The 13,986-nt window shown below is 61.6% G+C and carries 16 protein-coding genes; 10 read left to right on the top strand and 6 right to left on the bottom strand.

The window, feature by feature from the left end:
• Window positions 1-4: 4 nt before the first annotated feature.
• A complete protein-coding gene (locus OK142_RS12740; RefSeq protein ID WP_010972345.1) occupies window positions 5-685 on the top strand; it encodes a response regulator in 681 nt (226 codons plus the stop codon).
• Window positions 682-2,073 carry a sensor histidine kinase gene (locus tag OK142_RS12735; RefSeq protein ID WP_498683098.1) on the top strand — a complete coding sequence of 464 codons (1,392 nt, stop codon included), beginning with the start codon at window positions 682-684 and terminating at the stop codon, window positions 2,071-2,073. Before OK142_RS12740 ends, OK142_RS12735 begins: the two co-directional genes overlap by 4 nt.
• Window positions 2,074-2,099: 26 nt before the next feature.
• Here OK142_RS12735 and purU read toward each other — a convergent pair whose 3' ends face one another.
• The 4 genes from purU to hmuQ form a co-directional block, all read right to left on the bottom strand.
• Window positions 2,100-2,984 (bottom strand): formyltetrahydrofolate deformylase, encoded by an 885-nt coding sequence (gene purU, locus OK142_RS12730; RefSeq protein WP_082182853.1) that lies wholly within the window; start codon window positions 2,982-2,984, stop codon window positions 2,100-2,102.
• A 202-nt stretch (window positions 2,985-3,186) separates the two neighbouring features.
• Window positions 3,187-3,963 carry a YbaY family lipoprotein gene (locus tag OK142_RS12725; RefSeq protein ID WP_498683096.1) on the bottom strand — a complete coding sequence of 259 codons (777 nt, stop codon included), beginning with the start codon at window positions 3,961-3,963 and terminating at the stop codon, window positions 3,187-3,189.
• Window positions 3,964-4,300: 337 nt separating this feature from the next.
• Complete coding sequence (gene hutX, locus OK142_RS12720; protein ID WP_003491870.1) at window positions 4,301-4,822, bottom strand: heme utilization cystosolic carrier protein HutX; 522 nt, start codon at window positions 4,820-4,822, stop codon at window positions 4,301-4,303.
• A gap of 9 nt (window positions 4,823-4,831) precedes the next feature.
• The gene (hmuQ, locus tag OK142_RS12715; protein WP_003522597.1) at window positions 4,832-5,179 is read right to left on the bottom strand and encodes a heme-degrading protein HmuQ; all 348 of its coding nucleotides are present in this window, start codon (window positions 5,177-5,179) and stop codon (window positions 4,832-4,834) included.
• 196 nt (window positions 5,180-5,375) lie between these two features.
• Between hmuQ and OK142_RS12710 the strand changes: the two genes are divergently transcribed.
• The 3 genes from OK142_RS12710 to OK142_RS12700 are packed head-to-tail and all read left to right on the top strand — an operon-like array spanning window position 5,376 to window position 8,133.
• The gene (locus tag OK142_RS12710) at window positions 5,376-6,269 is read left to right on the top strand and encodes a heme/hemin ABC transporter substrate-binding protein (protein WP_498683094.1); all 894 of its coding nucleotides are present in this window, start codon (window positions 5,376-5,378) and stop codon (window positions 6,267-6,269) included.
• Complete coding sequence (locus tag OK142_RS12705) at window positions 6,266-7,354, top strand: FecCD family ABC transporter permease (RefSeq protein ID WP_498683091.1); 1,089 nt, start codon at window positions 6,266-6,268, stop codon at window positions 7,352-7,354. The genes OK142_RS12710 and OK142_RS12705 overlap by 4 nt, the downstream gene beginning before the upstream one ends.
• On the top strand, window positions 7,351-8,133 hold the full coding sequence (locus OK142_RS12700; RefSeq protein WP_082182848.1) for a heme ABC transporter ATP-binding protein: 783 nt from the start codon (window positions 7,351-7,353) through the stop codon (window positions 8,131-8,133). The genes OK142_RS12705 and OK142_RS12700 overlap by 4 nt, the downstream gene beginning before the upstream one ends.
• Before the next feature lie 13 nt (window positions 8,134-8,146).
• Here the strand turns inward: OK142_RS12700 and OK142_RS12695 are convergent, their stop codons facing one another.
• Complete coding sequence (locus OK142_RS12695) at window positions 8,147-8,503, bottom strand: YbaN family protein (RefSeq protein ID WP_082182847.1); 357 nt, start codon at window positions 8,501-8,503, stop codon at window positions 8,147-8,149.
• Window positions 8,504-8,755: 252 nt separating this feature from the next.
• Between OK142_RS12695 and OK142_RS12690 the strand changes: the two genes are divergently transcribed.
• The 5 genes from OK142_RS12690 to OK142_RS12670 all read left to right on the top strand — a co-directional run bounded on the left by OK142_RS12690 (window position 8,756) and on the right by OK142_RS12670 (window position 12,986).
• Complete coding sequence (locus OK142_RS12690) at window positions 8,756-9,151, top strand: VOC family protein (RefSeq protein WP_137038183.1); 396 nt, start codon at window positions 8,756-8,758, stop codon at window positions 9,149-9,151.
• A gap of 13 nt (window positions 9,152-9,164) precedes the next feature.
• Window positions 9,165-9,857: a uracil-DNA glycosylase gene (ung, locus tag OK142_RS12685; RefSeq protein WP_498683087.1), complete on the top strand. Its 693-nt coding sequence runs from the start codon at window positions 9,165-9,167 to the stop codon at window positions 9,855-9,857.
• Window positions 9,858-10,057: 200 nt separating this feature from the next.
• Window positions 10,058-11,134 carry a siderophore-interacting protein gene (locus OK142_RS12680; protein WP_498683085.1) on the top strand — a complete coding sequence of 359 codons (1,077 nt, stop codon included), beginning with the start codon at window positions 10,058-10,060 and terminating at the stop codon, window positions 11,132-11,134.
• 164 nt (window positions 11,135-11,298) lie between these two features.
• Window positions 11,299-12,243: a VOC family protein gene (locus tag OK142_RS12675; protein ID WP_498683083.1), complete on the top strand. Its 945-nt coding sequence runs from the start codon at window positions 11,299-11,301 to the stop codon at window positions 12,241-12,243.
• A gap of 128 nt (window positions 12,244-12,371) precedes the next feature.
• Window positions 12,372-12,986, top strand: coding sequence for an alpha/beta hydrolase (locus tag OK142_RS12670; protein ID WP_498683081.1), 615 nt, complete (start codon window positions 12,372-12,374; stop codon window positions 12,984-12,986).
• Window positions 12,987-13,187: 201 nt separating this feature from the next.
• Here the strand turns inward: OK142_RS12670 and OK142_RS12665 are convergent, their stop codons facing one another.
• Entirely contained in the window at window positions 13,188-13,772 is a 585-nt protein-coding gene (locus tag OK142_RS12665) for a transglycosylase SLT domain-containing protein (protein ID WP_035228041.1), read from the bottom strand.
• Window positions 13,773-13,986: the final 214 nt, after the last annotated feature.

Below are 13,986 nucleotides of genomic sequence, written 5' to 3'. Positions count from 1 at the left end.
AGATTTGCGTATTTTGCTGGTCGAGGACAATCAGGTGCTGTCGGAGGGGCTGTCGGCGCTTCTGCGCGGCAGCGGTTATGCGGTGGATGTGGTGTCCGATGGCGCTTCCGCCGATGCGGCGATTGCGGCGGAAAGCTTCGATCTGGTCATTCTCGATCTCAACCTGCCGGAAATGGACGGTATCGAGGTGCTGCGCTCCATGCGCTCGCGCCAGGACAAGGCGGCGGTGCTGATCCTGACGGCGCGCGGCACGCCGGAGGAAAAGGTCAAGGGGCTCGACCTTGGCGCTGACGACTACATGATCAAGCCCTTCGACATCACCGAATTCGAGGCGAGGGTGCGGGTGCTGCTGCGCCGCAATGCCGGGTTGCGCTCCTCGGCGCTCAGTTTCGGCAAGGTGCTGTTCGATCTCACATCGCGTACCTTTTCGGCGGATGGGCGCCCGCTCGATATTCCGGCGCGCGAGGTGGCGCTGCTCGAAGTGCTGTTCATGCGGGCGGGCAAGGTGGTTGCCAAGGAAGCCATCGTGCAGTCGCTGACCGGCTTCGACGACGATATTTCCGCCAATGCCATCGAGCAATATGTCAGCCGCCTGCGCAAGCGGCTCGCGCCCCACGGGTTGACGGTGAAGACGGCGCGCGGCATCGGTTATTATCTGGAAAAGCTGCCGGAGATGGCTGAATGATACAGGCCGCCTATTCGCTCAGGCGGCGTCTTTTAGGCTGGCTTCTCATCTCCACCGCCATCATCGGCTGCGTTGCGCTGACCGACACATGGCGCGAGGCGGTCAATACCGCCAATGTGGTCTCCGACCGGGTGCTCTCCGGTTCCGCACTCGCCATTGCAGAGCGGGTGGTGGTGGCCGAGGACGGTTCGCTGGAAGTCGACATTCCCTATGTCGCGCTGGAGATGCTGACATCCGCCGCGCAGGACCGGGTGTTTTACCGTGTCGATGGGCCGAACGGGCAATTCCTCACCGGTTACCAGAACCTGCCGACCGTGGAGAACCCGGCGGGTGATACCCCCGCCTATCGCGATGCGGTGTTTCGCGACGAGCCGATCCGCATCGCCGCCATCCGCCGTTTTGCCTCCACCGGCATCAATTCCGTACCCTTTTCCGTAACGGTTGCCGAAACCACCATTGCCCGCAGCCAGCTGGCGCAGGCGATCATCCTGCGCTCTGCGCTGCGCCTGCTGTTGATGATCGTCGGGGCGGCGATCATCGTCTGGATCGCGGTGACGATTTCGCTGCGCCCGCTTTACCGGCTCAGCGAAGCGATTGCCGAGCGCAGCCCGAACGACCTGCACCCCATCCGCCAATCCGTGCCGGTGGAGGTGGAAAATCTGGTGGAGACCGTCAATTCCTTCATGGTGCGGCTGCAATCGGCGCTCGATGCGCTCCGGCATTTTACCGGCAACGCCAGCCACCAGCTGCGCACGCCGCTCGCCATCATCAGCACCCAGCTTGCGCTTTCCGCCCGCGCTGCGAGCCTTGAGGAAGCGCAGGCGGCGGCGCTGAAGGGCGGGGCGTCCGTGGCCCATGCCGAACATATCCTCGCCCAGCTGCTGCGCATGGCCAATATTGATGCCGCCGGTTCCAGCGAAAAGCATGATTTTTCCGCAATCGATCTCGTGGCCGTTGCGCAGAATGTGACGGCCGATTTCGTGCCGCGTGCGGCAGAGGCCGGCATCGATCTCGGTTTCGAGGGCGAGGGCGAGGCGACCATTCTCGCCGAACCGCTCCTCACCGGCGAGCTGATCGGCAATCTCGTTTCCAATGCGATCAATTACGCCGGGCGCGGGGCGGAAGTCACCGTGCGTGTCGGCAGGGATACGGGCGCCGTCTGGCTGGAAGTGGAGGATAACGGCCCCGGCATCCCTCCGGAAAAACGCGCCATGGTGCGCCAGCGCTTCGCCCGCGGCGAAGCCAACGCCGCCCCTGGCGCCGGCCTCGGCCTTGCCATCATCGAAGAGATCGCCGGGCTGTTCGGCGGGCGGCTGACACTGGAGGATGGCGCGGAGGGCCGTGGGCTGAGGGCGCGGGTGGTGTTTGGTGGGAGGGGGGACGCCTAAGGATAGTGTGCCCAGACCGCCGGTGCTTACCCCATCCGCTCGGAAGCATAACTTCCCGGGCTTGGCGGGAAGACGACGGTGCGGTTGCCGTTGATGAAGGTGCGGTGGTGGATATGGGCGTGGATGGCGCGGGCCAGTACCTGGCTTTCCACATCGCGGCCGAGCGAGACATAATCGTCGGCCGATTGCGCGTGGGTGATGCGCACCGTGTCCTGCTCAATGATCGGGCCTTCGTCCAGATCGGCGGTGACGTAGTGGGCCGTTGCGCCGATCAGCTTCACGCCGCGCTCATAGGCCTGCTTGTAAGGGTTGGCGCCCTTGAAGGAGGGGAGGAAGGAGTGGTGGATGTTGATGATCTGGCCCGACATCTTGCGGCACAAGTCGTCGGAGAGCACCTGCATGTAACGGGCGAGCACCACCAGTTCGGTGCCGCTCGTCTCGATGAGGTCCATCAGCTGCGCTTCGGCCCTGGGCTTGTTCTCCTTCGTCACCTTGATGTGGTGGAAGGGAATGTCGTGGTTGACCACCACTTTCTGATATTCGAAATGGTTGGAGACAACGCCGACGATATCGATGGGCAGCGCGCCGATCTTCCAGCGGTAGAGCAGGTCGTTGAGGCAATGGCCGAAGCGCGACACCATCAACATTGTCTTCATGCGCTGGCCGTCGCCGTAGATGCGCGCCTCCATGCCGAATTTTTCGGCCACCGGCTGAAAGCCGTCGGTGATGGCCTGCAGCGTCGCGCCTTCCTCGGAAATGAAGGAGACGCGCATGAAGAACTTGCCGGTCTCCAGATCGTCGAACTGCGAACTGTCGATGATATTGCAACCCTTTTCCGCCAGATAACCGGAAATCGCGGCGACGATGCCGCGGGTCGATTTGCAGGCCACTGTCAGAACATAGGATGTCATCGTTTTCCCTCAAAGACTTTGCACCGGATGAGCCGGCGTAATTGGCGCGTTCCATAGCGCAGCTCTGCGGCGGAGCAAAGCGCCAAGAAGAATGCAGCCAAAGTCATAGGACGGGAAATGGGTGCGCGCCGTGCCGGAAGCGACATGGAATGTTCCACTGCCAGCACGGCGGTGTGCGTTGTTGCGGCGAGCCGCGGCCGCCTCAGGCGCGGCGCAGCCGCATGACCGCACGGCCGCGGCCGTCGATCAACTCCAGCGTGCCCCGGCGCGGCTCCAGCCGGAAGGAACGGGCGCCTTCCAGCGCTTCGATGAATTGCCGTTCCTGGCGCATGATATCGGGTGCGCAGGCCATCTGTGTGGAAATCATTCGGCCGAAATTGACGCGGTTGCGGCTGATCTTCACTTCACCGCCGATGCCGTTGCAGCCGGCATTGCCGGAAACGCGGCCTTCGCGGGAAATTTCCAGCGTCGCCTCACGGCGGCCGCGAACCCGTTCGCCGCGAATGTCCTGCACCAGCCAGCGTCCGTCGATGCCGGCTTCCTGCTCCGGCCTGCCCGGGCCTGCCCCAACGCGCTCAAGCACGAGGTCGGTATCGTCGCGACCGCCGGTCAGCACCGAATAACGGCGGGTGGTGGTGAAAAGCAGCCGGTCGCGGTCGCGGATTTCGGCGCTCAGCGCATAGGAGCGGCGGGCGCGGATATCGCGGTCGTCATAACGCAGCACGAAGGGCACGGGCACCTGCCCGCGCGGACGGATGGTCGTTTCGGCGATCGTCTGCGAAGGCGCATCCGCGAGCGACACATCGATAAGGCGCACGGTGACGGTCACGCCCGGGGGCAGGGCGATCCGCTCGCGATAGGATACGCTGCCGCGCAGGCTTGCCGGTGCGGCAGCTGCGCCGCCCGCTGCAAAAAGCGGTGCAAGCGCGACAAGCCCGGCGAAACTGCGGCGCGAAAGAAGTGGCTGGCGGTTGTTCATGATGCTTGCTCCGTGCTGGTGCTGGTCGAATTTCAGCGGATCATAAAAAACGGCACTGAACGGGCGATGAACCGGTGGAAATTTCCTTACGAGTCAGGCGGAGACATCCCGGGTGGATGATGACGGGTGTGATCGCGAGAGCCGATGCCAGTGCATCCCCACCACCCTCATTCCTGTGCTTGTCACAGGAATCCAGCCGACGCACGTCTGTGCGGCGGAAAGGGTCTTCTCAGCCCAATGACTTGGGCTGGCTAGATTCCTGTGACAAGCACAGGAATGAGGAGGGAGGGAAACCGCCGGCGGAAGCAATATCCCGGCAGCGGCGGTCCCCATTCACTCAGCCGCGCAAACCGTCACGCAGCGCTTCGAACTTCGCCAGCTGTTCGACCCGCAGTTCCTTGTTCTCGTCACGGCGGACGAAAATCTTGAACATGGCGCCGCCCGCGGCATTCATGAACCACACGGAACAGGAGCGCCGACCGTGGAAACCGCGATCGACGAAAGTAATGCCGGCGCAATTGTCCTTCTTGATGTGACCGCCGATGGGGCTGTCACCGTGGATGTTGAACCAGCCGTGGCTTTCGCTGCCTTCCGGTAACTCGCCCGGCACTTCCAGCACGATATCGCCGGTCTGGACGATCATCAGGACTTCGCCCCAGCCGCGCATCTCGTTCCAGATCCCGTTGAACTGATCGGAACCGGCGGAAATGGCCGAACCTTCGGGCAGGATCGCCAGAATTTCGGCCGGCGTCACCTCGGCCTTGGCGGCAATGGCTTCCACGATACCGTCAGGCTTTTCGGCGAGTGCTGCGGCGGCGCGGGCCTGCCGGTCGTCGGTCTTTTGGGCTGCAATGCTCATCGGGCGGCCTCAGGCGGCAATCGAGCGGCGTTCGCCGTTCTTGTCTTCATGGATGATGACGTCGAAACCTTCGAAATGCGGGCCTGAGAGATATTCGACCTTGCCGCGGTTCTCACCGGCCTTTGCATGGGCGGCGCGGAACTGTTCGGATTTTGTCCAGGCAAGGAAATCGTCCTTGGTGGCCCAGACGGTGTGCGAGGCATAAAGCGTATGGTCGTCCGCCTTCGGGCCCTTCAGCATGTGGAATTCGATATAGCCCGGCAATTCGCTCAGATGCGATTTACGCTCGCGCCAGATGGATTCGAAGGTTTCTTCGTAACCCGGAACGACGCGAAAACGGTTCATTGCGATAAACATGAAATTCTCCCTTTAAGTTTCCAGTTTCAGTCAGGATATCCAGCCGTGGTTAAGTTGGAAAGAGGCTCACGACAAAGCGAACAAAATTACTCCACTTATCGATTGCGCCTTCTATAAACATGTGCAAATAACTCAAGTTAAATAAGATGGGCAGGCCCATATCTGCCCGTGCCAGCTTGTGTTTCAGGATAGCGCCATGTTGAACTTTCGCCTTCGTCCGTTCGTTTTCGCCGCCCTCGTGCCTGCCGTGATCGCGGTTGCCGCGCCCGGTGCGCAGGCCTCCGACAAGGGCAATCCGGAGGCGAAACGCATCGTTGCCGTCGGCGGCACGGTGACGGAAATTCTCTATGCCCTCGGCGCTGAAGAGCGCATCGTGGCGCGCGACAGCACCAGCAGCTATCCGGCGGATGCGCTTTCGAAGCCGGATATCGGCTATATGCGGGCGCTGTCGTCGGAGGGCATTCTTTCGCAGAAGCCTGATCTCATCCTGTCGGAAGACGGTTCCGGCCCGGCGGATGTCATCGCCATCCTCAAGGCCAGCGCGGTGCCTTTCGTCACCGTCGATACCCCGCCGAGCGGCGATGCTATTGCGAAGAAGATCGAGGATGTCGGTGCGGCGGTCGGTCTTTCCGACAAGGCGAAGGCGCTGGCCGCCGAGACCAAAGCCGGGCTGGACGCGCTGGCCAAGGATGTGTCGGCCGTGCCTGAAAAGAACAGGAAGCGTGTGCTCTTCGTGCTCTCCAGCGCCGGCGGCCGCATCATGGCGGCGGGCAAGGACACCGAAGCAGCAGCAATCATCGAGATGGCCGGTGGCATCAATGCCGCGCAGGAAATCAGCGGTTATAAGCCGCTCACGGATGAGGCAGTCATTGCCTCAGCACCGGACGTGGTGTTGACCATGGCGCGTGGCGACCATGCCGCCAAGGCAGCCGAGATTTTTGCGCTTCCCGCCTTCCAGTCCACGCCGGCTGCTGTAAGCAAGGCACTCATCAGCATGGATGGGCTTTATCTCATCGGTTTTGGCCCGCGCACGCCGGCGGCTGGCCGTGAACTCGCACACAAGCTCTACCCTGACGTGGTGAAGCCGTGAGCCTTGCTGCCTTGAGTTCCACGGAGGGCAGGGTTGCCGGCGACAGATCCCGCCAGGGGGTCGTCACCCTTGCCGTGCTCGTTGGCATCCTGCTGTTTGCCTGTGGCGTGTCGCTTGTCAGCGGACCCACGGGCGTCGGTATTTCCGAACTCTGGGCCTATCTCACCGGGAGCGCGGATCAGCTCGATGCGCGTGACAAAGTCATTCTCGAGGCGGTGCGCCTGCCGCGTACGGCGCTCGGCATGCTGATCGGCGCAGGGCTTGGCGTCTCGGGCGCGATGATGCAGGGGCTGTTCCGCAATCCGCTTGCCGATCCCGGCATTGTCGGCGTCACTTCGGGTGCCGCGCTGTTTGCGGTTGCAGCCATTTCTCTCGGGGAAGGCGCGCTTGCCACGGTTGCGGTGTTTTTCGGACCACATTTCCTGCCGCTGATGGCGTTTTTCGGCGGGCTTTTGAACACCTGGGTGCTTTATCTCATCGCCACGAAGGACGGGGCGACCTCCACCACCACGCTCATTCTGGCCGGTATCGCGGTAGCGGCAATCAGCGGTGCGCTGACTGGCCTGATGATCTTCGTGGCCGATGATCGGGCGCTGCGCGACATCACCTTCTGGTCGCTCGGTTCGCTTGGCGGGGCCACTCCCGCCAAGGTGCTTGCCACCCTGCCTTTCATCGTCGTCGTGCTCGCCATCATTCCCTTCGTCGCCAGGGGGCTGGATGCGCTGATCCTTGGCGATGCGGCGGCTTTCCACATGGGCATTCCCGTGCAGCGGCTGAAGCGGGTCGTCATTCTGGCCGTTGCCGCCGCCTGCGGCGCGAGCGTGGCGGCTGCCGGCTCCATCGGTTTTGTCGGCATCGTCGTGCCACATCTGCTGCGGCTCGCCATTGGCCCGTCGCATCGGTTCCTGCTGCCCGCCTCGGCGCTTGGCGGCGCGGCACTTCTGCTTCTGGCCGACAGTTTTGCCCGCACCGTCGCAGCACCGGCGGAATTGCCCATCGGCGTGGTCACGGCTTTGATCGGCGCGCCGGTCTTCCTGTTCCTGCTGCTTGGCCGGGGCGGATTTTCCATGCGGAACATGCCATGATCCGGGCCGAAAATCTCACCCTTATCCGTTCCGGCCGCCGCCTGCTCGACGCGGTCAACGTCGATCTGAAGCCGGGCAAGGTCAATGTCATCATCGGTCCGAACGGCGCCGGAAAATCGACGCTGATGAAGGTTCTCTCGGGCGAGATGCACGCCGAGGCGGGGTCGGTAACCTATAATGATGTTGCCCTGCCGTTGTTCACACCGGTTCAGCTTGCGCGCATCCGCGCCGTCCTGCCGCAGAATACCCAGCTGGCCTTTCCTTTCACCGCGCTCGAAATCGTGCGCATGGGCGCTGTTGCACAAGGGTCGCGTGCGCCGGAAGAACAGGCCCGCCGGGCGCTCACCAAGGCCGGGCTTCGCGGTTTCGAGCAGCGTTCCTATAACATGCTGTCGGGCGGCGAGCAGCAGCGGGTGCAATTTGCCCGCGCTCTTGCGCAGGTGCCGCATCCCGTGGAAAACGGCGAGGTGCGGGCGCTGTTTCTGGATGAGCCGACGGCCAGTCTCGATATTGGCCACCAGATCGCGGTGCTGGAAACGGCGCGCGATTTCGCGGCAGGCGGCGGTCTGGTGCTTGCCATCCTGCACGACCTCAACCTTGCGGCGGAATTTGCCGATCAACTTATCGTCATGCATGGTGGCCGCGTGACGGCGAGCGGTCCTTCGCTGGAAACGATCAGCGACGAGACGATCGCTAGGGTCTATGGCATTGGCGGCGTCGTCGGACGGCTGCCCGCGCGGCATATTCCTTATGTGCTGCCGCAGTCGCGGCACCGCTGAGTGCGGCTGACCTTCAGCTTTCCGGCCGGGTGACGATGAAGAGTGCAGAGCCCAGCATGACGGCGGCAACGATTGCTGCGCGCAGCGCCGGCGGTTCGCTCAGGAACCAGAAGGCGGCGTAACTCGCACACATGGCAGACAGGGCGGCGATCTTCGCCTTGCGGGCAATTGCGCCGCGCTCGCGCCAGCGGCGAAGCGAAGGGCCAAATCTGGGATGGGCCAGAAGCCATGCCTCCAGTTTCGGCGAAGAGCGGGAAAAGCACCAGAGCGCCAGAAGCAGGAACGGGGTGGTGGGCAAAACGGGAAGAAACGCGCCGACAATGCCGGTCGCGACCATAAGCCAGCCAAGACAGAGGTAAAGAAGGCGCATGGATATGCCGGTATCATGAGTTCTCTACTCATGATAGGGCGGAGCGCTGAAATCTGTGTGCCGTGTTGCCGCAGGCCCTCGCCCTGCGGGAAAACCGGGATGTTTCGCCATCACATTTGCCGTGATCGAAGCTTTGCCTCCCGTCACAAAGCGCCTTTAGGGTTGAAAGCGAAGCACACTGTCTTTATCCCGTTGGTCCGCAATGCCCGGAGCATAACCGGGCCACGACGACAGGAAGAAGAAGGAAACACCATGGCCAAGCTGATCCACTCGATGGTCCGGGTGCTGGACGAAAAGCGTTCGGTGGAATTTTACAAACAGGCTTTCGGGCTCGAGATTGCGGAACGCGCCGAGTTCGAAAATTTCACGCTGATCTATCTCAGCAATGCCGAAGGCGATTTCGAACTGGAACTGACCGTCAATCGGGGTCGTGAAGTGCCTTATGCGCTGGGCGACGGCTACGGCCACCTCGCCGTCAGTGTTGCCGATGTGGATGCCGAACATCAGCGCTTTATCGATATCGGCCTGTCTCCGGGCAAGATCATCGAAGCCGAATACAAGGGCCAGCCTTTCGCGAAATATTTCTTCATTTGCGATCCGGATGGTTACAAGATCGAAGTGCTGCAGCGCGGCAACCGGTTCAAGTAAGAAGAGGCACATCATGGCAGAGGCAGGCGTCAAACTCGAAGACAGCTGGAAACGTGTTCTTTCCGCCGAATTCGCCAGCCCCTACATGTTGAAGCTCAAAGATTTCCTGCTTGCCGAAAAAACCGCCGGCAAGCACATCTTTCCCAAAGGCGCCGAATATTTCCGGGCGCTGGATCTGACGCCGCTCGACAGGGTCAAGGTCGTCATTCTTGGACAGGATCCCTATCACGGAATTGGCCAGGCGCATGGCCTGTGCTTTTCGGTGCAGCCCGGCGTGCGCATCCCGCCTTCGCTCGTCAATATCTACAAGGAATTGCAGAGCGATCTCGGCATTCGCCCGGTGGGTCATGGCTTTCTGGAAAGCTGGGCGAAGCAGGGCGTGCTTTTGCTCAACAGCGTGCTGACGGTGGAAGAATCGCGCGCCGCCTCGCATCAGGGGCAGGGCTGGGAAAAATTCACCGATGCCGTCATCCGCGCCGTCAATGACGAGTGCGAGCATGTGGTGTTCCTGCTCTGGGGTTCCTATGCCCAGAAGAAGGCGGCCTTTGTGGACCAGAAAAAACATCTGGTGCTGCGTTCGCCGCACCCTTCGCCGCTTTCGGCCCACAACGGCTTTTTCGGCAACGGCCATTTTTCCAAGGCAAACGCCTTTCTGGTTTCCCACGGCCGCGAGCCGATCGACTGGCAATTGCCGGAAACCGCTTAAGCAACCTTGCTGGCCTCCTGCGTCATTCCGGCCTTGAGCCGGAATCCAGCCGACGTGCGTCTGCAGGGCGAGGGAGTATTTTCAAGGACTTGGGCTGGCTGGATTCCGGCTCAAGGCCGGAATGACGGGGAGCGCAGCAAATATCTTTACAGCGTGGTCGTGTCCGGTTTAAGGATACTAGACTATAAAGTGAAGGATTTATGCCCGTGTCTCTCCTGTCTGCAGAAACTTCTGTCTCGCTGCCCGATCCCGCATCGATTGTCGATGCTTTCGAGGATCATTTCTCCGAACATATGGAGATGGAGCGGGAAGGGACGACGGTGCGTTTCAAGGCGGAATATGGCCATGGCAGCTTCAGCGCCGAAGGCGGCCAGTTTGCCGCCCGGGTCAGCTGCGTTTCCGAACATATATTGATGTCGGTGAAGGCCATGGTGGCCGAGCATATTGTCGAATTTTCCGGCAAGACGGGGCTCGATTTCCGCTGGAGCGGCCACGGCGCCTATCAGCGCGAGCTGCCCAATCTTTTCGTCGGCAAGGTTGTCCGCGCCTATAATCTGACGCCGCATATGCGTCGGCTCGTGGTTTCCGTTGAAAGCGGCATCGAAAGGCTCGTCACCGGCGGCATGCATGTCCGCCTGCTGCTGGTGCCGGATCAGGCCCGTGCACCGGTCTGGCCTTATCTCGCTCCCACCGGCGCCATCGTCTGGCCGGCGGATGACGATCTTCTGACGCGGCGCGTCTATACCATCCGCTCCGGCGATGTCGGGCGCGGCGAGGTGGATATCGATTTCGTCATGCATGAGGGCGATGACATGCCGGGCGCGAATTTCGGCGCAACGGCAAAGCCGGGCGACGTTCTCGGCATCATCGGCCCGAGCGGCACTTGCCCGGAGGCGGAGCGTTACGTCTTTGCCGGTGATGAGACGGCGCTACCGGTGATGCTACGCATGGCGGCGGAAATGCCGGCCGGCAAAAAGCTCAGCGTCTATGCCGAGATCGACAACGAGGCGGAACGGCAGGAGATCGTCTGCGCCGCCAATGTCGAATGGACGTGGCTTTACCGTCGCGGCAAGCCCGCCGGCACCGCTGGCCTCATCGAACAGGCGCTGCGTGGTCATGCCTTTACGGGGGAGCATGAAGGCCTGCATGTTTTCGTCGCCTGCGAGAAGTCGGAGGCGAGGGCTGCCAAGTCCTTCCTCACCGATGAGATTTCCTTCCCCAAGGCATCGCTGCGCGCCGTCGGTTACTGGACCATGGGCCTCGCCGACGATCACTGAGACGTGCCGTCAGGCTTGGTTGAACAGTAGGTTTGATCGTTCACCAATCGGGAACAATCCGTTCCTGTTGCCGGTCTATGCCTGCCGCGCCTCTTACCCCATCTTTACGCCATGAACAGGGCGGGCCCGATTGCGAGGCCTGTCAGTGCGAAAAGGGGTTTACCATGCTGAACCAGATCAAGGGCCTGCACCACGTCACATCCATGGCGGCCAGCGCGCGCCAGAACAACAGCTTCTTCACCGATACGCTTGGCCTGCGCCGGGTGAAGAAGACCGTCAATTTCGACGCGCCGGATGTCTATCATCTCTATTATGGCGATGAGCTCGGCACGCCCGGCTCCGTCATGACCTATTTTCCGTTCCCGCATATCGCCCGTGGCCGTCCCGGCACCGGGGAAGTGGGCACCACGCTGTTTTCCATCCCCGAGGGATCGCTTGGCTATTGGCAGGATCGTCTTTCCAGAGCGGGTGTGGAGGGTCTGAAGGCCGACGAGGCCTTCGGCGAGAAGCGCCTGCATTTTGCCGGTCCGGATGGAGACGGTTTCGCGCTGGTCGAGGTCAGGGACGACAACCGTGCGCAATGGATCGGCAATGGCGTCGGTGCGGATCAGGCGATCCACGGCTTTCAGGGTGCCTCGCTGCGACTTCGCGATGAAGGGGCGACGGCCGAACTGCTGAAATTTATGGGTTATCAGGAAGTGGATCGTCAGGACGGCGTTCTGCGCCTCGGTATTGCCGGCGGCAATGGCGCTGATGTCATCGATATCGAAACCATGCCGAACATCTCCGGCGCGCGCCTTGGTGCGGGTTCGGTACACCACATCGCCTTTGCGGTCGAAAACCGCGAAAAGCAGCTGGAAGTCCGCAAGGCGCTGATGGATACGGGCTATCAGGTGACGCCGGTGATCGACCGTGATTATTTCTGGGCGATCTATTTCCGCACTCCGGGCGGCGTCCTGTTCGAGGTGGCGACCAACGAGCCCGGTTTCGACCGGGATGAGGACACCGCCCATCTCGGCGAAGCGCTGAAGCTGCCGACCCAGCATGCGCATCTGCGGCGGGTGCTGGAAAAGCAGCTGGAGCCGCTTGGGGATGAGAAGGCGGTTTAACGGCCGCGATCGATTTTAAGTGAAATTCGGCGGCCGTCACCCTCGGGCTTGACCCGAGGGTCCACTCGCTATCGGCGTGGATGGTAGGGTCAAGCCCGACCATGACGGGAAATAGAAGGAAGCAATTCATGACCAAGGACAGCTATTTCCACAAATCCCGCGCCGGTTCTGCCGGTGCGCCGCTTTTCGTTTTGCTGCACGGCACCGGCGGCGATGAGAACCAGTTTTTCGATTTCGGCTCCCGCCTGCTGCCTGAGGCCACCATTCTCTCACCGGTCGGCGATGTTTCCGAACATGGCGCGGCGCGGTTTTTCCGGCGCACCGGCGAGGGCGTTTACGACATGGCCGACCTTCAACGGGCAACCGGCAAGATGGCGGATTTCATCAGGGCGAACCGGGAGCATTATCAGGCCGGACCGGTCATCGGTCTCGGCTTTTCCAATGGTGCGAATATTCTCGCCAATGTGCTGATCGAACAGCCCGAGCTTTTCGATGCCGCGGTGCTGATGCATCCGCTCATCCCGTTCGAGCCGAAAATCTCCCCGGCCAAATCAACGCGCCGGGTGCTTATCACGGCGGGTGAGCGCGATCCGATCTGCCCGGTGCCGCTGACGAAGGCGCTGGAAACGAGCCTTCAGGCGCAGGGCGGCACGGTGGAAACCGTGTGGCATCCGGGTGGGCATGAAATCCGCTCGGGCGAGATCGATGCGGTCAGGGGGTTTCTGGCGGCTTATGGAGGGTAGCTTTCTGCCCGACCTCATTCTTCACCGTCATGCCGGACTTGATCCGGCATCCAGCCACGGCGCGTCTGCGCCGTGAAAAGAGTCTCTTGCGATCAAGGACTTGATCGCGCTGGACCCCGGATCAAGTCCGGGGTGACGGAGAGGGTAGGTGATCTGCCTTTCCACGTTGCATGCAGACAAAATGGTCCTACTACTCCAACTTCAACGATATCCGCATTGCTGCAACTGCGCCTCGTAACGCAGCGCCATGTTGGCGGAGCGGCGGGCGGCCTTCTGGACGCCGGAATTGTTGCGCCAGCTGCCCTTGGCATAACCGGCATGGCCGGAATAATAAGCGAGGTAGAGATTATAGGGGTCGTTCAGCGAAATGCCGTTTTCGCGGCGGCTCTTGGCGTGGTACCAGCCGACGAAATGGATCGCATCGGTAAAGTCGGTGCGGCTTGCCGACCAGCGGCCGGTTTCGCGCTGGTAAACACCCCATGTGCCGTCCAGCGCCTGAGCATAACCGTAAGCGGTGGACTGGCGTTTCCACGGAATGAAGCCGAGAAGCTTTGTGCGCGGTGGGCGGGCATAAGGGCGGAAGGCGGATTCGGTGTAGATCGTCGCCATCATGACAGGAACCGGCACGCCGAACTCGCGCTCGGCCGCCTTGGCGTCGCGTCGCCAGTTGTTGAATATGCCGTTCCGCTGCTCGAAAATCGCACAGGCATTGGTGACCTGTGACGGTGCGGTGGCACAGCCAGCCAGAACGAGCATCAGAAAAACTACGGCAAATACGCCACGCATAACGGAACCCTTTCGTTCCGCCATTCTTAAATTGCTAACCATTAACGTCGGGTTTTAAGACAAGGTTAATTCAAATGCCGCCGATCAAGGGCTTGTTAACCCGCTGAAAATTCCTGTGTCCGGGATGGGGCGAAAGCGTGTGCCGCGCCTCTCCAGCATGCCTTTTTTGAGATGCATTTATCCCCGCGCGTCCCCGGTCCAGCCGGGGGCGCTA

Source organism: Agrobacterium sp. BT-220-3, assembly GCF_025910175.1.
Taxonomy (GTDB): Bacteria; Pseudomonadota; Alphaproteobacteria; order Rhizobiales; family Rhizobiaceae; genus Agrobacterium; species Agrobacterium oryzihabitans.
Note: the sequence above shows the minus strand (reverse complement) of the source record. Positions and strands in the feature narration are given on the sequence as shown.